Source organism: Streptomyces sp. Ag109_O5-1 (assembly GCF_003814875.1).
Lineage (GTDB): Bacteria > Actinomycetota > Actinomycetes > Streptomycetales > Streptomycetaceae > Streptomyces > Streptomyces sasae.
On the sequence record NZ_RKQF01000001.1, the window covers coordinates 3,152,506 to 3,168,042 of the forward strand.

At 72.6% G+C, this 15,537-nt stretch carries 15 protein-coding genes; 8 read left to right on the forward strand and 7 right to left on the reverse strand.

All coding sequences use genetic code 11. The annotated features are described in order from the left end of the window. The first annotated feature begins 59 nt into the window (after positions 1-59). From EDD90_RS14245 to meaB, 3 genes are read left to right on the forward strand one after another with little or no spacing between them, the layout of a single operon-like run. A complete protein-coding gene (locus EDD90_RS14245; RefSeq protein WP_123973380.1) occupies positions 60-1,865 on the forward strand; it encodes a methylmalonyl-CoA mutase family protein in 1,806 nt (601 codons plus the stop codon). Then, positions 1,865-4,024: a methylmalonyl-CoA mutase gene (gene scpA, locus EDD90_RS14250; RefSeq protein WP_123973381.1), complete on the forward strand. Its 2,160-nt coding sequence runs from the start codon at positions 1,865-1,867 to the stop codon at positions 4,022-4,024. The genes EDD90_RS14245 and scpA overlap by 1 nt, the downstream gene beginning before the upstream one ends. Beyond that, entirely contained in the window at positions 4,021-5,019 is a 999-nt protein-coding gene (meaB, locus tag EDD90_RS14255) for a methylmalonyl Co-A mutase-associated GTPase MeaB (RefSeq protein ID WP_123973382.1), read from the forward strand. The genes scpA and meaB overlap by 4 nt, the downstream gene beginning before the upstream one ends. Here meaB and EDD90_RS14260 read toward each other — a convergent pair. From EDD90_RS14260 to EDD90_RS14285, 7 genes are all read right to left on the reverse strand, one after another. Beyond that, positions 5,007-5,582 carry a sigma-70 family RNA polymerase sigma factor gene (locus EDD90_RS14260; RefSeq protein ID WP_123973383.1) on the reverse strand — a complete coding sequence of 192 codons (576 nt, stop codon included), beginning with the start codon at positions 5,580-5,582 and terminating at the stop codon, positions 5,007-5,009. The two genes, meaB and EDD90_RS14260, sit on opposite strands and share 13 nt — an antisense overlap. Continuing rightward, the gene (locus EDD90_RS57265; RefSeq protein WP_260327852.1) at positions 5,579-5,701 is read right to left on the reverse strand and encodes a hypothetical protein; all 123 of its coding nucleotides are present in this window, start codon (positions 5,699-5,701) and stop codon (positions 5,579-5,581) included. The genes EDD90_RS14260 and EDD90_RS57265 overlap by 4 nt, the downstream gene beginning before the upstream one ends. Positions 5,702-5,710: 9 nt before the next feature. Then, complete coding sequence (locus EDD90_RS14265; RefSeq protein WP_123973384.1) at positions 5,711-6,358, reverse strand: hypothetical protein; 648 nt, start codon at positions 6,356-6,358, stop codon at positions 5,711-5,713. A 185-nt stretch (positions 6,359-6,543) separates the two neighbouring features. Next, positions 6,544-7,299 (reverse strand): hypothetical protein, encoded by a 756-nt coding sequence (locus EDD90_RS14270; RefSeq protein ID WP_123973385.1) that lies wholly within the window; start codon positions 7,297-7,299, stop codon positions 6,544-6,546. A 115-nt stretch (positions 7,300-7,414) separates the two neighbouring features. Beyond that, the gene (locus EDD90_RS14275) at positions 7,415-8,146 is read right to left on the reverse strand and encodes an alpha/beta fold hydrolase (RefSeq protein WP_123973386.1); all 732 of its coding nucleotides are present in this window, start codon (positions 8,144-8,146) and stop codon (positions 7,415-7,417) included. 42 nt (positions 8,147-8,188) lie between these two features. Continuing rightward, on the reverse strand, positions 8,189-8,419 hold the full coding sequence (locus EDD90_RS14280) for a hypothetical protein (RefSeq protein WP_123973387.1): 231 nt from the start codon (positions 8,417-8,419) through the stop codon (positions 8,189-8,191). A gap of 13 nt (positions 8,420-8,432) precedes the next feature. Then, the gene (locus EDD90_RS14285; RefSeq protein ID WP_123973388.1) at positions 8,433-9,404 is read right to left on the reverse strand and encodes an alpha/beta hydrolase; all 972 of its coding nucleotides are present in this window, start codon (positions 9,402-9,404) and stop codon (positions 8,433-8,435) included. 589 nt (positions 9,405-9,993) lie between these two features. Between EDD90_RS14285 and EDD90_RS14290 the strand changes: the two genes are divergently transcribed. The 5 genes from EDD90_RS14290 (at position 9,994) to EDD90_RS14310 (ending at position 15,533) form a co-directional block, all read left to right on the forward strand. Further along, on the forward strand, positions 9,994-11,865 hold the full coding sequence (locus tag EDD90_RS14290) for an amidohydrolase (RefSeq protein ID WP_260328726.1): 1,872 nt from the start codon (positions 9,994-9,996) through the stop codon (positions 11,863-11,865). 98 nt (positions 11,866-11,963) lie between these two features. Next, entirely contained in the window at positions 11,964-12,626 is a 663-nt protein-coding gene (locus tag EDD90_RS14295) for a hydrolase (protein WP_123973390.1), read from the forward strand. Between the two features lie 57 nt (positions 12,627-12,683). Then, on the forward strand, positions 12,684-13,208 hold the full coding sequence (locus EDD90_RS14300; protein ID WP_123973391.1) for a DoxX family protein: 525 nt from the start codon (positions 12,684-12,686) through the stop codon (positions 13,206-13,208). Then, the gene (locus tag EDD90_RS14305; RefSeq protein ID WP_123973392.1) at positions 13,189-13,929 is read left to right on the forward strand and encodes a YoaK family protein; all 741 of its coding nucleotides are present in this window, start codon (positions 13,189-13,191) and stop codon (positions 13,927-13,929) included. The genes EDD90_RS14300 and EDD90_RS14305 overlap by 20 nt, the downstream gene beginning before the upstream one ends. Continuing rightward, positions 13,926-15,533 carry an MFS transporter gene (locus tag EDD90_RS14310; protein ID WP_123973393.1) on the forward strand — a complete coding sequence of 536 codons (1,608 nt, stop codon included), beginning with the start codon at positions 13,926-13,928 and terminating at the stop codon, positions 15,531-15,533. Before EDD90_RS14305 ends, EDD90_RS14310 begins: the two co-directional genes overlap by 4 nt. Positions 15,534-15,537 lie beyond the last annotated feature (4 nt).

Here is a 15,537-nt window from a genome sequence, read left to right on the forward strand (position 1 = left end):
GGGCAAGGTCACAGCCCCGTCACCCGTGCACTTCTGACGGTCTGGCCTAGCATCCGAGCATGACGGTCCTGCCTGACGACGGGCTCCCACTGGCCGCCGAGTTCCCTGACGCGACACACGAGCAGTGGCAACGCCTCGTCGAGGGTGTGCTGCGCAAGTCGGGCAAGGAAGTCTCGGGCGAGGCCGCTGAGGACGCCCTGTCCACGACGCTGGAGGACGGGCTGCGCACCCGTCCCCTCTACACCGCGCGCGACACCGCGCCCGACCCCGGCCTGCCCGGCTTCGCGCCGTTCGTGCGCGGCGGCCGTCCCGAGGGCGGCACCGAGGGCGGCTGGGACATAAGGCAGCGGCACGCGGCGGCTCCGGACGGCGCGGTCCTGACCGACCTGGAGAACGGCGTCTCCTCGCTCTGGCTCGTGCTGGGCGAGGGCGGCTTCCCCGTCGACGGGCTGGGCGGGGCGCTGGAGGGCGTCTACCTCGACCTGGCGCCGGTCGTCCTGGACGCGGGCCGGGAGGCCGAAGCGGCCGCCGGTGAGTTGTTCCGGGTATACGACGAGAAGGGCGTCGACCCCAAGGCCGTACGCGGCAATCTGGGCGCCGACCCGCTCGGGTACGAGGCGCGCACCGGCACCGCCCTCCCCTTCGCTCCCGTCGCCGAGCTGGCGAAGCGGTGCGCCGAGGAGTTCCCGGGGCTGCGGGCGCTGACCGTGGACGCGCTGCCGTACCACGAGGCCGGCGGCTCCGCCGCGCAGGAGCTGGGGGCCTCGCTGGCCACCGGGGTGGCGTATCTGCGGGAGCTGACGGAGGCCGGGCTGGGCATCGAACAGGCCCTGGCCCAGCTGGAGTTCCGGTACGCGGCCACCGCCGACCAGTTCCTGACGATCGCCAAGCTGCGCGCCGCGCGCCGGCTGTGGGCGCGGGTCGCCGAGGTGAGCGGGGCGGCCGACGCGGGCGCCCAGGTGCAGCACGCCGTCACCTCGCCGGTGATGATGAGCCGCCGCGACCCGTGGGTGAACATGCTGCGCACGGCGGTCGCGACGCTGGCCGCCGGGGTGGGCGGTGCCGACTCCGTGACCGTGCTGCCGTTCGACCACGCGCTGGGCCTGCCGGACGCGTTCGCCCGCCGGATCGCCCGCAACACCTCGACGATCCTGGTCGAGGAGTCGCATCTGGCCCGGGTCATCGACCCGGCCGGCGGCTCCTGGTACGTCGAGCAGCTGACCGACGAACTCGCCCACGCGGGCTGGGAGTTCTTCCGGACGATCGAGCGCGACGGCGGCCAGGCGGCCGTACTGCGCTCCGGCCGGCTGCGCACCGACCTCGCGACGACCTGGGCCGAGCGCTCCAAGAAGCTCGCCAAGCGCCGCGAACCCATCACCGGCGTCAGCGAGTTCCCGCTGCTGACCGAGAAGCCGGTGGAGCGCGAGCCCGCGCCCGAGCCGCCTTCGGGAGGCCTGCCCCGGGTCCGCCGGGACGAGGCGTACGAGGAGCTGCGCGCCCGCTCCGACGCCCATCTCGCGGCGACCGGCGCCCGCCCCCGGATCTACCTGGCGACGCTCGGCTCGGCCACCGAGTACACGGGCCGCGCGACCTTCGCCTCGAACCTCTTCCAGGCGGGCGGTATCGAGCCGGTCACCGGGGGAAGCTTCGAGGAGAGCGGTGCCACCGAGGCGGTGCTCTGCTCCAGCGACGCGCAGTACGCCGAACAGGCCGCGCGGACGGCCGAGTCGCTGAAGGCGGCCGGTGCCCGGCACGTGGTGCTCGCCGGCCGGGGCGACCACGCCGGCATCGACTCGTACGTCTTCGCGGGCTGCGACGCCGTGGCCGTGCTGTCCGAGACCCTCGACCGCATGGGAGTGTCCTGATGGGAATCCCCGACTTCTCCGGCATCGAACTGGGGACCCCCGTCACCGAGGGCAGCGCCGAGGAATGGCGGGCGGCCGGCGGTGACCTGCCGCTGTGGGAGACCCCGGAGGGCATCGGGGTCAAGCCGCTCTACACCGGCCGTGATCTGGAGGGCCTGGACTTCCTGGGCACCTACCCGGGCATCGCGCCGTATCTGCGCGGCCCCTACCCGACGATGTACGTCAACCAGCCCTGGACCATCCGCCAGTACGCGGGCTTCTCCACCGCCGAGGAGTCCAACGCGTTCTACCGGCGCAACCTGGCGGCCGGTCAGAAGGGCCTGTCGGTCGCCTTCGACCTGCCCACGCACCGGGGTTACGACAGCGACCACCCGCGGGTGACCGGTGACGTCGGCATGGCGGGCGTGGCCATCGACTCGATCTACGACATGCGGCAGCTGTTCGACGGGATCCCCCTCGACAGGATGACCGTGTCGATGACGATGAACGGCGCGGTGCTGCCCGTGCTGGCGCTGTACATCGTGGCGGCGGAGGAACAGGGCGTCGCGCCCGAGAAGCTGGCCGGGACCATCCAGAACGACATCCTCAAGGAGTTCATGGTCCGCAACACCTACATCTATCCGCCGAAGCCGTCGATGCGGATCATCTCCGACATCTTCGCGTACACCTCGCAGCGGATGCCCCGCTACAACTCGATCTCCATCTCCGGGTACCACATCCAGGAGGCGGGCGCGACGGCCGACCTGGAGCTGGCGTACACGCTCGCGGACGGTGTCGAGTACATCCGGGCGGGACGCGAAGCCGGCCTGGACGTGGACGCGTTCGCGCCCCGGCTCTCCTTCTTCTGGGCGATCGGCATGAACTTCTTCATGGAGATCGCGAAGTTGAGGGCGGCCCGTCTGCTGTGGGCCAGGCTGGTCTCGCAGTTCGAGCCGAAGAACTCCAAGTCCCTCTCCCTGCGCACCCATTCGCAGACCTCGGGCTGGTCGCTGACCGCGCAGGACGTGTTCAACAACGTCACGCGTACGGCCGTGGAGGCGATGGCGGCGACCCAGGGCCACACCCAGTCGCTGCACACCAACGCCCTCGACGAGGCCCTGGCACTGCCCACCGACTTCTCGGCGCGGATCGCCCGCAACACCCAGCTGCTCATCCAGCAGGAGTCGGGGACGACCCGGGTCATCGACCCGTGGGGCGGCAGCGCGTACGTGGAGCGGCTGACGTACGACCTCGCGCGCAAGGCCTGGGCGCACATCCAGGAGGTCGAGGCGGCCGGGGGCATGGCCAAGGCGATCGACGCCGGCATTCCCAAGCTGCGCATCGAGGAGGCGGCGGCCCGCACCCAGGCCAGGATCGACTCCGGACGCCAGCCGGTGATCGGCGTCAACAAGTACCGTGTGGAGAACGACGAGGCGATCGAGGTCCTCAAGGTCGACAACTCCTCCGTACGCGCCCAGCAGATCGAGAAGCTGCGGCGGCTGCGCGCGGAGCGGGACGAGACGGCGTGCCGGGACGCGCTCGACGCGCTGACCCGGGCGGCGGACGGCGACGGCAACCTGCTGGAGCTGGCCGTGCACGCGGCCCGCGCCAAGGCGACCGTCGGTGAGATCTCGGACGCCCTGGAGAAGGTGTACGGCCGGCACGCGAGCCAGATCCGTACGATCTCCGGTGTGTACCGCAACGAAGCAGGCGAGTCCCCGAACGTGGACCGCACCCGGGCCCTGGTCGACGCGTTCGACGAGGCAGAGGGGCGCCGCCCGCGCATCCTGGTCGCCAAGATGGGCCAGGACGGCCACGACCGCGGCCAGAAGGTGATCGCGACCGCCTTCGCCGACCTCGGCTTCGACGTCGACGTCGGCCCGCTGTTCCAGACCCCTCAGGAGGTCGCCCGCCAGGCGGTGGAGGCGGACGTCCACGTGGTCGGCGTGTCCTCGCTGGCGGCCGGCCACCTCACCCTCGTACCGGCGCTGCGCGAGCAGCTCGCCGAGGAGGGACGGGAGGACATCATGATCGTGGTCGGCGGAGTCATCCCGCCGCAGGACGTGCCGACCCTCCTGGAGATGGGCGCCACGGCCGTGTTCCCGCCCGGGACGGTGATCCCGGACGCGGCCTACGACCTGGTCCAGCGGCTGTCGGCGGAACTCGGGCACGACCTGTGATCGATGTCGACGCCTATGTGAAGGGTGTGCTCGACGGGAAGCGCGCGGTCATCGCCCGCGCCATCACCCTCGTCGAGTCCACCCGTCCACAACACCGGTCGCTGGCGCAGGAGTTGCTCACCGAGCTGCTCCCGCACAGCGGCCGGGCGCGGCGGATCGGCGTCAGCGGGGTGCCGGGCGTGGGCAAGTCGACGTTCATCGACGCGTTCGGCACGATGCTGACCGGGCTGGGGTACCGGGTGGCGGTGCTGGCCGTGGACCCCTCGTCCACCCGGACCGGCGGCTCGATCCTGGGCGACAAGACGCGGATGGAGCGGCTGGCCGTCGACCCGAACGCCTTCGTCCGGCCCTCCCCCAGCGCGGGCACCCTCGGCGGCGTAGCGAAGGCGACGCGCGAGTCGATGGTGGTCATGGAGGCCGCCGGGTACGACGTGATCCTGGTCGAGACCGTCGGTGTCGGGCAGTCGGAGACGGCGGTCGCCGACATGGTCGACTCCTTCCTGCTGCTCAGCCTGGCCCGCACCGGCGACCAGCTCCAGGGCATCAAGAAGGGCGTGCTGGAGCTCGCCGACGTGATCGCCGTCAACAAGGCGGACGGCCCGCACGAGCGCGACGCGCGGTCCGCGGCACGGGAGTTGGCGAGCGCGCTGCGGTTGATGCACGGCAAGGACGCGGCCTGGACTCCGCCGGTGCTGAGCTGCAGCGCGCGGGAGTCGACCGGCCTGGAGCTGGTCTGGGAACGCCTGGAGCAGCACCGGGCGTTGCTCGACTCCACCGGGCGGCTCGCGGACAAGCGCCGTGAGCAGCAGGTGGGTTGGACCTGGGCCATGGTGCGGGGCGAGCTGCTCGGGCGGCTGTACGCCCACCCCGCGGTGCGCGCGGCCGCCCCCGACCTCGAACGGCAGGTCAGGGACGGCTCGTTGACGGCGACGCTGGCCGCCGAACACATCCTCAAGGCCTTCGAGGAGTCTCCGGACGGCCCTCAGGCCAACTGATCCTGGAGCGCCTCGCGGGCCCGGGCCACCCGAGAGCGGACCGTGCCGACGGGACAGTCGCTGACCTCGGCGGCCTCGGCATACGGCAGCCCGACGAGCTGGGTGAGGACGAACGCCTCGCGCCGCTCGTCGGGCAGGGCCGCAAGGAGATCCAGCAGCACAACCCCCTCATCGAAGCCGGGCAGCCCGTGCGGCTGGGCCCGTTCGACGGCGAGTTGCCAGTCGGGGACGTCCGCCGGGCGCGGCCGGGCGGCGGCGTACCGATGACTGTCCACGACGGCCCGGCGGGCGATCGACAGCAGCCAGGAGCGGGCCGAACTGCGGCCCTCGAAGCGGTGCAGGCTGCCGAGCGCGCGCAGGAACGTGTCCTGCGCGAGATCGTCGACCGCCTGCGGGTCGGCGCAGAGATGGGCGACGTACCGCAGGACGTCGCGGTGCAGGGCCCGTACGAACGCGTCCACGGCAACCGTGTCGCCGGACCGGGCGGCAAGGGCCCAGGCCGTGATCGACTCGTCGCGTTTCTCGGTCGCGTCAGGGCGTGCGGGCAGGACAGAAGTGATCACTCGGTGTCCTCGGTGATGAAGAGGAAAGGGGAGACGGCCCGGTGGCGCTCGCGGTGCTCGTCGAGCGGGCGTACGGCCGCCGTGTTCGTCCGGGCCGCGCAGGGGCGGTCCCGGAACACCAGCTGTCGTCAGGCGACAGCCGTCCGCACGGGAGGACCCCGAGAAGTGATCGCGTGGACGAGGAGAAGGAGCCGCGGTGCCCGGTCCGAACGTCGGCGGCGCAGCCGGGGGCGCGGCCGCTCGGGGGTGACGGGCAGGGCGAGCAGCAGCCGTAGCGGGGCGACGAGACGGCCTGCGAGGGCCCGCAGGATGCGGAACGCCGCGCGTTCGCCGTGGCCGAGCCAGAGGCCGCACAGCAGCGCGGCGAGGAGGTGGGCGGCGAGCATGCCGGTGGAGGCAGTGCCGCCGGTGCCGAAGCCGAGGTATTCGACGGGGTCTGCATGGGCGGGGCCCATATGCATGGAGGCCATGTCGCCGGCCGCGTCCATGTGCATGGCGCCCATGGGTGTTGTCCTGGTGGTCCACGCCTGGGCCGCGGAGAAGCCGGAGTGCAGAGCCGTCTGGGCGCCGACCGCGGCGGACGCGACGAGCGGCAGCCCGCGTTCGCGTGCCGACAGGGCCCAGCCGAGAGCGGCGGTGACCGCCATGCCCGCGGCCAGTGCCCAGCCGGGCACCGTGCTGCCGGACATCATGACGTGGCCCAGGGCGGCGAGCAGCACACAGACGGCCGCGAACACCGCGGACCGTATTGTGCGCGCGCACCAACCTGCCGTCATGGCGCATCATCCTTGCATCCGGCGGCGACCCGTCCAGGGAGTGGTACGGGGATCCACAGGTGGCGTGCTCAACTCACAGGTGGGGAGGGTTGGTTCACAGTCGGCTGCGGGCCGGTGGGGGCTGGCCGCGCCCACGCGGCGGAGCCGCACATCGATACGGCCCAGCGCCCCTTGCGGAGCGCTCCTCAGCCGCTTCTCTTCAGTCCCGCCCATGGACCATCCGGTACCCCCGGCTGCACGCGCTCCCCCGTCACGTCCACCAGGATCGTGCGGTCGTCGTCCAGGTCGGATCTGACTCGGCGCAGGTGGCCTGCTCTGTCGATCCAGTACGTCAGGGGCGATTCATCGGGCGTGGGGGTCGGCGGGGGTGCGGAGAAGACGTCGTACGTCCGGCCGTCGATGCGGTCCTCACCCAGATGGCGTGGCCCCGACCTGGTGAGCAGCCGTGTGCTGTCCGGGCGGGCGGCGGCCAGGCTCAGCGTCAGCCGGAGTGCGGTGTCCAGCGAAGCGGGGCCGTACTGGCGGCGGATCCAGGCCCCCGGCTTCACCCGCGCCGCGTCCCGTACCGCCTCCGCCAGCGACGCCGGTTTGGCCAGGGGGCCCGCGCTGCCGTCGATCCTGGGGCGGGCGATCGACAACCCGGTGCCGTCCCACGCCAGCAGCCCCCGCTCCGCCGCGTCCCCCGTGTCGAACCAGCCCACCGCCCGGTGCCGGTGTTCGTCGACCACCGCGCGGATCACGGCCGTACCGCCGGGCAGCGGCGCCTGCACCGTCACCTGTTCCGGGCTGTCCCGGTAGGCCTCGAACCGGGTGCGGGCCATCCGCCGCGCCTCGGCCGCCGAGAGGGGGCGGGGATCGCCACCGCCGCCGACGGCGAACGGCAGTGTCCCGCACACTCCGGCCACCACGGCGAGGGCCGCCCAGGTCCAGGGGGATCGCATCCGTGCTCGTACTCGTGCCGCTGTCCGCATGGCAACGTACCTACACGCGGACGGGCCGCGCCCGGTCGACACCGGTGCGCGGCCCTCTCGGCATCACCCTTGCGGGGTGCGCCGTTTACTCCGTAGCGAGGCTCCGGACGGCCTCCCGGATCAGGTCGGCGACCTTCTTCGGGTGCGCGAGCATGACCAGGTGGGACGAGTCGACCTCGACCGTGGTCATACCGGCGCGCTCGTAGCCGTAGCGCTCGACGTCGGGGTTGATGGTGCGGTCGGAGGACGACACCAGGCCCCAGGACGGCTTGGTCTTCCAGGCGGCGACCGGGGCCGCCTCGGCGAAGGCCGCGCCCGCCAGCGGGCGTTGGGAGACGGCGAGCACCCTGGCCAGCTCCGGGTCCACGTCGGCGGCGAAGATCGCGGGGAACCTGTCGGTCTCGACGGTCACATCCGTGCCGGGCTCGTCCGAACCCGCGACCGGGAACGGCGTGTACACCAGCGCCGAGGCGAGCTCGGAGTCGGGGAACCGGCCCTGCAGCTCGCCAAGACTCTCGCCCTCCTCCAGGGCGTAACCGGCCAGGAAGACGAGGGCCTTCACGTTCTCCTCGGCGCCCGCGACGGTGATGACGGCGCCCCCGTAGGAGTGCCCCACCAGGACGACGGGGCCGGGAATCGCACGGACGACCGAGGCGATGTAGTCGGCGTCGCCGGTCAGGCTGCGGTTGGGCACGGCCGGGGCGAGCACCTTCAGGCCGTCGGCCAGCAGTTCCGGGATGACCCGGGCGAAGCTGGACGCGTCGGCGAAGGCGCCGTGCACCAGGACGACGGTGGGTGTGGGAGTGGGGTCGGTCATGGGAGTTCCCTGTCGGTGTCCGAGGGCTGACGGGGGGCCGGCCTAGCGCGGGTCGACGCCGATGTCCGTGTCGACGTCGTAGGCGGCTTCCCCGTGGTCGGGGGCGGGGTGCCCGATGTCCGCCCCCAGGTCGAAGGCCGCCGCCCCGATGGCCTCCGCCAGCTCCGCTTCCTCGCGTTCCGCCTCGGCCCGGCGGTGGTGCTCGGCCAGCTGTTCCCTGAGGTGGCTGAGGTGCGGGTGGCCGTCGTGCGCGGGCGGCTCGCTCGTGGTCATGCCGGTGCCCGGATCAGGCGGTGTGCAGGGCCGTGTGCAGGGTGCGTACGGCCAGGGAGATGGCTGCCTCGGCGGCGTGGGTCTCGCGCAGGGCGTTGAGCATCACGAAGTCGTGGATGATGCCCTGGAAGCGGACGGCGGTGACGGGCACGCCGGCCTCGCGGAGCTTGTTGGCGTAGGCCTCGCCCTCGTCACGCAGCACGTCGGCCTCACCGGTGATGACCAGGGCCGGGGGCAGGCCGGTGAGCTGCTCGGTGGTGGCGCGCAGCGGGGACGCGGTGATCTGGGCGCGCTCGGCCTCGTCGGTCGTGTACTGGTCCCAGAACCAGAACATGCCGTCGCGGCGCAGGAAGTAGCCCTCGGCGAACTGGTGGTAGGAGGCGGTGTCGAAGCTCGCGTCGGTGACCGGGTAGAACAGCACCTGCTGGAGCAGCGGGACGCCGCCGCGCTCCTTGGCCATCAGGGTCAGCGCGATCGTCATGTTGCCGCCGACCGAGTCACCGGCCACCGCGATCCGGCCGGCGTCCAGGTCCTTGGTCGCGCCCTGCTCCACGACCCACTTCGCGACGGTCCAGTTCTGCTCGATGGCGACCGGGTAGCGGACCTCGGGAGAGAGGTCGTACTCGGGGAAGACGACGGCGGCGTTCGCGCCGACGGCGAGTTCGCGGACCAGGCGGTCGTGGGTGTGGGCGTTGCCGAAGACCCAGCCGGCGCCGTGGATGTAGATGATCACCGGGAGGGTGCCGGTGGCGCCGGCGGGCTTGACGATACGGGCCCGGACGGTGCCGGTGGGGCCGCCGGAGACCGTGATCCACTCCTCGTCGACCGCCGGCTTGGCGATCTCGCCGGACTGCACCTCGTCGACGGCCTTGCGGCCGTCCGCCGGGGCGAGGTCGAAGAGGTAGGGCGGGTTGGCGGTGGCCTCCACGAAGGCCTGGGCGGCGGGCTCCAATACCGGCGTGACGGGCGTGAAGGCTTCGGACATGCGAGTCTCCTGGGATTGCGTGGGGCGCACCGGCCGATTCCGGCGCCGCCGCGGCCCACCGTAGGAGCGATGTGTGCCGGACAGTTGCCCCCGAGCGCACTTCCGGCGGCCCGGCAGCGCACGTGCGGACGCGGGGGCGCAGCGCTGCGGGGTGGAGCAGGTACGACGGCGGTGCGCTGTCGGGCGGGCACCACCTTGCCGAGGGGCGGGCGCGGCCGTGCACCCGGGCGGATCCGGCCACGCACCACCAAGCCGGCACCACCGCCCACCCCAGCCGAACACCGCCACGCACCACGGAGCCGACACCACGCACCACGGAGCCGACACCGCGCACCGCGGGCGGGGACGGCCCCGCACCGCACACGGATCCGGCCATGCACCGCCTGGCAGGCGCGACGATGTGCCGCCGAGCGGCGGGCGCGGCCGTGCGCCGCAGGGCGGATGCGCGTGCGCGCACGGGACACACCGCGGCCGGTATCGGACCTAGCGTGACGGCCCGGCGGTCGCGGTTCGCCTCTGATCCGACGGCGAACACGGACCCCGGCACCGCAGTTCCCATCCCGGAGGGGGTCCAGCAAGCGTGTCCTCAATGCCGGTCGGCGGTCTGGTTCCCCAGGCCGTCGACGATCCCGCCGACCTCGTCGTCCGCAACGCGAAGATCCACACCGGAGACCCGAACCGCCCGCACGCGGGGGCTGTCGCCGTCCGGGACGGTGTGGTCACGGTCGTCGGCGACGACAAGGACGTGGCTGCGCACATCGGCCCGGCCACCAAGGTGGTCGACGCGCTCGGGCGGCGGGTGATCCCGGGGCTCAACGACGCCCATCTGCACGTGATCCGCGGCGGGCTCAACTACGTACTGGAGCTGCGCTGGGACGGGGTGCCCACGCTGCGCCAGGGCCTGGCGATGCTGCGCGAGCAGGCCGCCCGCACCCCGAGGGGCCAGTGGGTGCGGGTGGTGGGCGGCTGGTCGGCCGAACAGTTCGCGGAACGGCGGCTGCCGACCGTCGCCGAGCTGAACGCCGCCGCCCCGGACACCCCGGTGTTCGTCCTGCACCTGTACCAGTCGGCCGTCCTCAACCGGGCGGCGCTGAAAGCCGCCGGATTCGACAAGGACACCCCCGATCCGAGGGGTGGCCAGATCGTGCGCGGCCGGGACGGGGAGCCGACGGGCATGCTGCTGGCCGCGCCCAGCGCCCTCGTCCTCTACTCGACACTGGCCAAGGCTCCGGTGCTGGACGAGGAGCACCGGAAGTCCTCGACCCGGCATTTCCTGCGCGAGCTGAACCGGTTCGGGCTGACGTCCGCGATCGACGCGGCCGGCGGCTTCCAGAACTTCCCGGAGAACTACGGCACCGTCGTCGAACTGGCCGAGGCCGGTGAGCTGTCGCTGCGCATCGCCTATCACCTCTTCCCGCAGACCGCGGGCCAGGAGGTGGCCGACCTCACCCGCTGGATCGAGATGGCGGACTACGGGGACGGCGACGAGTGGCTGCGCCTCAACGGCGCGGGCGAGAACCTCACTTGGGCGGCGGCCGACTTCGAGAACTTCAACCAGCCACGTCCCGAACACGAGGACTACGAGCCGGAGTTCGAGAAGGCGGTGCGTCTTCTCATGGAGAACGGCTGGGGGTTCCGGCTGCACGCCACGTACGACGAGACCATCCGCCGGGATCTCGCGGTCTTCGAGAAACTGGCCGCCGAAGGGCTCTTCCCGGCCGGGAACCGGTGGTTGTTCGACCACGCGGAGACCGTGTCGGCGCAGAGCCTCGACCGCGTGGCCGCGCTCGGCGGTGCGATGTCCGTACAGAACCGGCTGTCCTTCCAGGGCGAGGCCTTCCTGCGCCGCTACGGCCCCGGTGCCGCCGCCGACGCCCCGCCGATCCAGGAGATGCTGGACCGCGGACTGACCGTGGCCGCCGGCACCGACGCCACCCGGGTCTCCACCTACAACCCGTGGGTCGCCCTGCACTGGCTGATCAGCGGCCGCAACGTCGGCGACCTCGTGCTCCGCCCCCCGTCCAACCGGGTCGACCGGCAGACCGCCCTGCGCATGTTCACCCGGGCCGGCGCCGAGCTGACGGGTGAGGAGGGGGTCAAGGGCATCCTGCGCCCGGGCTTCTTCGCGGACCTCGCGATCCTCTCCGACGACTACTTCACCGTGCCCGAACCGGAGATCGCCCGCATCGAGTCGCTGCTCACCGTCACCGGCGGCCGGATCGTCTACGCCGCCGGCGAGTACGAGGGCCTCGACGAGGAACTGCCGGCCATCACCCCTGGCTGGAGCCCGGTGGCACACTTCGGCGGCTACCAGGCGGCCCCGCGCGGCCTGGCGGGCGTACGCCAGGCGGAGGCGCTGGGCGAGGCCGTCGCCGAGTCCGAACTGCACCGCGCCTGGCGGGTCCGGCGCGGCCTGATCCCGGACGGCACCGCCATGCCGTCCGACCCGTGCTTCCTCTGAGACTCCCGAACTCCGGACTCCCGGAAGGAGGACGGCACTTGAACCTCCTCCTTCCGGGGCGCCATCCCACCCTTGTTCACTGAGAAAGGTTCTTCGTCATGGTCGACATCGCCCAGGTGACCGCTGCCCCCAGCCCCGGCCTCCTCACCCCCGGCAACTGCGCCGTGCTGTTCGTGGACCACCAGCCGCAGATGTTCTTCGGCACCGGTAGCGGCGACCGCACCGCGATCATCAACTCCACCCTGGGTCTGGCCAAGGCCGCCAAGGCGTTCGGCGTGCCGGTCGTGCTGAGCACGGTCGCCGCCGAGTCCTTCTCCGGCCCGATCATGCCGCAGCTCACGGACGTCTTCCCCGGCCAGAAGATCATCGACCGCACTTCGATGAACGCCTGGGAGGACGAGGCGTTCGTCGAGGCCGTCAAGGCGACCGGACGCGAGAAGCTCGTGATAGCCGGTCTGTGGACCGAGGTGTGCGTGGTCCTGCCGGTGCTCTCCGCCATCGCCCAGGGCTACGAGGTCTACGTGGTCGCCGACGCGTCCGGCGGTGTCACCCCGCAGGCCCACGAGCACGCCGTTCAGCGCATGGTCCAGGGCGGCGCCGTGCCGGTGACCTGGGTCCAGGTGCTTCTGGAGCTCCAGCGCGACTGGGCCCGCACGGAGACGTACGAGGCGGTCACGAACGTGGTCAAGGAGAACGGCGGCGCCTACGGCCTCGGCCTGGTCTACGCCCAGACCATGATCGGCGCCCACGCGGCCGGCTGAGCGGACGTCACGTCCCGAGCCAGGAACAGGCAGGAAGAAAAGGAAGAACAGGAAGACATGGACGCTGGACTGCTGGTCCTCCGGCTGCTGGCGGGACTCCTCATCGCCGGCCACGGAGTGCAGAAGGTGAGCTTCCACCTCGGGGGCAAGGGCCTGGCGGGCGGAACGGAGGAGTTCCGGCACGACGGGTTCCGCGGCGGCCGGCTGACCGCCGTCGTCGCGGGCGGCAGCCAGGTCGGCGCCGGCCTGTTCCTGGCCGCCGGACTGCTCACGCTGCTGGCCGCGATGGCGGCGATGGGTGTGATGACGGTCGCGGGCACCGTCAAGTGGCCCAAGGGGCTGTGGGTGCAGAACGACGGGTACGAGTATCCGCTGGTCCTCGTCGTCATCTCGGTGGCCCTGGCCCTCACCGGGCCCGGCCGGTGGTCCGTCGACCACGCGCTGAGCCTCACCCCGTGGCCGCTGTGGCTCGTCCTCGCGGCGATCGTGATCGGCCCCACGAGCGGGCTGCTCACCCGCGCGGTGCTGCACCGCACCTCCACCGCACCGGAAGGAGCGACCCGTGCGCGGGCTGCTGACTGACGCGTTCCACACGCTGGTACCGCCCAAGGACGACCGCCACGGCCCGCTGCCTCCCCTGATGCTGACGCTGACGGTGGTCACCGGGCTGGTCGACGCGGTGAGTTATCTGTCCCTCGGGCATGTCTTCGTCGCCAACATGACCGGCAACGTGGTGTTCCTCGGCTTCGCACTGGCGGGCTCCCCGAACCTGTCCGCGCTCGCCTCCGTCGTCGCCCTGGCCGCGTTCCTCGCCGGGGCGCTGGCCGGGGGGCGGCTGGGCACCCGGTTCGCCACCCACCGCGGGAGTCTGCTGAAGACGGCGACGGCCGTGCAGACGGTGCTGGTCGCCGTCACTGTGGCGGTCGCCGCGGTCACCGACGGCCGGGTCGGCACCGGGGTCCAGTACACGCTGATCGTGTTCCTCGGGCTCGCCATGGGCCTGCAGAACGCGGTCGCCCGGCGTCTCGGCGTCCCCGACATGACCACGACCGTGCTGACGCTGACCCTGACGGGCCTGGCCGCGGACTCCGGTCCGGCGGGCGGTGCCGCGCCCCGGCCCGGCCGCCGGATCCTGTCCGTCCTGGCCATGCTGCTCGGCGCGTTCGCCGGGACCGAGCTGCTGCTCCACGGCCATCTGGTGTTCACCCTGGGCCTGGCCCTGCTGCTCCTGCTCATCACCTCCCTGGCGACGCACCGCCTGGCCGGCGGCGACCCCGCCTGGACCCGGTCGGGAGCGGCATGAGCGGCGCCGCCACCGACTCCCCGTGGGCGCCGCTCGCGGCACGTGTCTTCCGGGCGCTGTGGATCGCCCAGCTGGTCTCCAACGTCGGCAGCTGGATGCAGACCGTGGGCGCCCAGTGGCTGCTGGTCGGGGACAGTGCCGCGCTGGTGACGCTGGTGCAGACCGCGTCCAGCCTGCCCGTCGTCCTCCTTGCGCTGCCCTCCGGGGTGGTCGCCGACCGGTTCGACCGGCGTGCGGTGCTGGTGACCGCCCAGTTCGCGATGCTCGCGGTGTCCGGGGCGCTGGCCGTGCTGGCGTTCCTGGACGCCCTGTCGCCGACGGCCCTGTTGCTCCTGACCTTCCTGCTGGGCTGCGGGACCGCGCTGATGGGCCCGGCCTGGCAGGCGATCCAGCCGGAGCTGGTGGAACGGGAGCGGCTCGGTCAGGCGGCGGCGCTGGGCGCGGTGAACATGAACCTGGCCCGTGCCGTCGGTCCGGCGCTCGGCGGCGCGGTGGTCGCGGCGGCGGGCGCCGGCTGGGTCTTCGCCTTCAACGCGGTGTCCTACCTGGGCATCGCGGCCGTGCTGCTGCTGTGGCGGCGCCCCGCCGCGGCGGCCGCCCCGCCCGCCGGGAACGAAGGCCTGCTGGCCGCGCTGTACGCCGGCCGCCGCTACGTCTGGAACGCGCCCGGCGTCCGCCGGATCCTGCTGCGCACGCTCCTGTTCATCCCCGGCGGCGCCGCCCTGTGGGCCCTGCTGCCGCTGACCGCGAGCCGCTCCCTCGGCCTCGGCTCGGGCGGCTACGGACTGCTCCTCGGGGCGGTGGGCGTCGGCGCGGTCGGCGGGGCCTTCCTCCTCCCCCGCGCCCGTCGCCTGCTGGGCGCCAACGGCATCCTCGCCGTCGGCGCCCTGGTGTTCGCCGGAGTGCTCGCGGTGCTGGCCACGGTCCACGTCCCGTGGCTGGCCGCGCTCGCCCTGCTGCCCGCGGGCCTCGCGTGGATCGCCGTACTCTCCACGCTCAACGCGGCCGTGCAGACACGGCTCCCCGGCTGGGTCAGGGCCCGCGGACTCGCCGTCTACCTGCTGGTCTTCCAGGGCGGACAGGCGCTGGCCGCGCCCCTGTGGGGTGCGGTGGCCGACTGGCTGGGGCTGAGCGCCTGTCTGCTGGTCGCCGGCGGCGCGATGCTGCTGAGCGCTGCCAGCGTACGGCGCTGGCCACTGCGGGACGCCGAGGGCATCAACCCCGCGCCCTCCGACCACTGGCCGACGCCTCCCCTGGTGTTCGAGCCGGGGGAGGCCGACGGCCCGGTCCTGGTCTCCGTCGTCTACCGCGTCCCGGCGGACCGGCAGGCCGAGTTCACGGACCGTATGCACCGTGTGGCCCGCTCCCGGCGCCGTACCGGAGCCCTTTCCTGGGGCCTCTACCAGGACGGCCACGACCCGGAGCGCTTCGTCGAGAACTACCTGGTCTCCTCCTGGGCGGAGCACCAGGCCCAGCACCACGTGCGGCTCACGGCCACCGACCGCCGGTTCGAGGAGGAGGCCCGCGCGCTGCTCACCCCGGGCACCGCGCCCGAGGTGACGCACGCCTTCGACACCTCGGGCGGATCTGCCGTACCACGCTGAGCCC

What these genes read in the sequence shown, in the direction of transcription:
- EDD90_RS14245 (WP_123973380.1), top strand. Translation starts at nt 60, where the DNA reads ATGACGGTCCTGCCTGACGACGGGCTCCCACTGGCCGCCGAGTTCCCT.
- scpA (WP_123973381.1), top strand. Translation starts at nt 1,865, where the DNA reads ATGGGAATCCCCGACTTCTCCGGCATCGAACTGGGGACCCCCGTCACC.
- EDD90_RS14265 (WP_123973384.1), bottom strand. Translation starts at nt 6,358, where the DNA reads ATGACGGCAGGTTGGTGCGCGCGCACAATACGGTCCGCGGTGTTCGCG.
- EDD90_RS14270 (WP_123973385.1), bottom strand. Translation starts at nt 7,299, where the DNA reads ATGCGATCCCCCTGGACCTGGGCGGCCCTCGCCGTGGTGGCCGGAGTG.
- EDD90_RS14275 (WP_123973386.1), bottom strand. Translation starts at nt 8,146, where the DNA reads ATGACCGACCCCACTCCCACACCCACCGTCGTCCTGGTGCACGGCGCC.
- EDD90_RS14280 (WP_123973387.1), bottom strand. Translation starts at nt 8,419, where the DNA reads ATGACCACGAGCGAGCCGCCCGCGCACGACGGCCACCCGCACCTCAGC.
- EDD90_RS14285 (WP_123973388.1), bottom strand. Translation starts at nt 9,404, where the DNA reads ATGTCCGAAGCCTTCACGCCCGTCACGCCGGTATTGGAGCCCGCCGCC.
- EDD90_RS14290 (WP_260328726.1), top strand. Translation starts at nt 9,994, where the DNA reads ATGCCGGTCGGCGGTCTGGTTCCCCAGGCCGTCGACGATCCCGCCGAC.
- EDD90_RS14295 (WP_123973390.1), top strand. Translation starts at nt 11,964, where the DNA reads ATGGTCGACATCGCCCAGGTGACCGCTGCCCCCAGCCCCGGCCTCCTC.
- EDD90_RS14300 (WP_123973391.1), top strand. Translation starts at nt 12,684, where the DNA reads ATGGACGCTGGACTGCTGGTCCTCCGGCTGCTGGCGGGACTCCTCATC.
- EDD90_RS14310 (WP_123973393.1), top strand. Translation starts at nt 13,926, where the DNA reads ATGAGCGGCGCCGCCACCGACTCCCCGTGGGCGCCGCTCGCGGCACGT.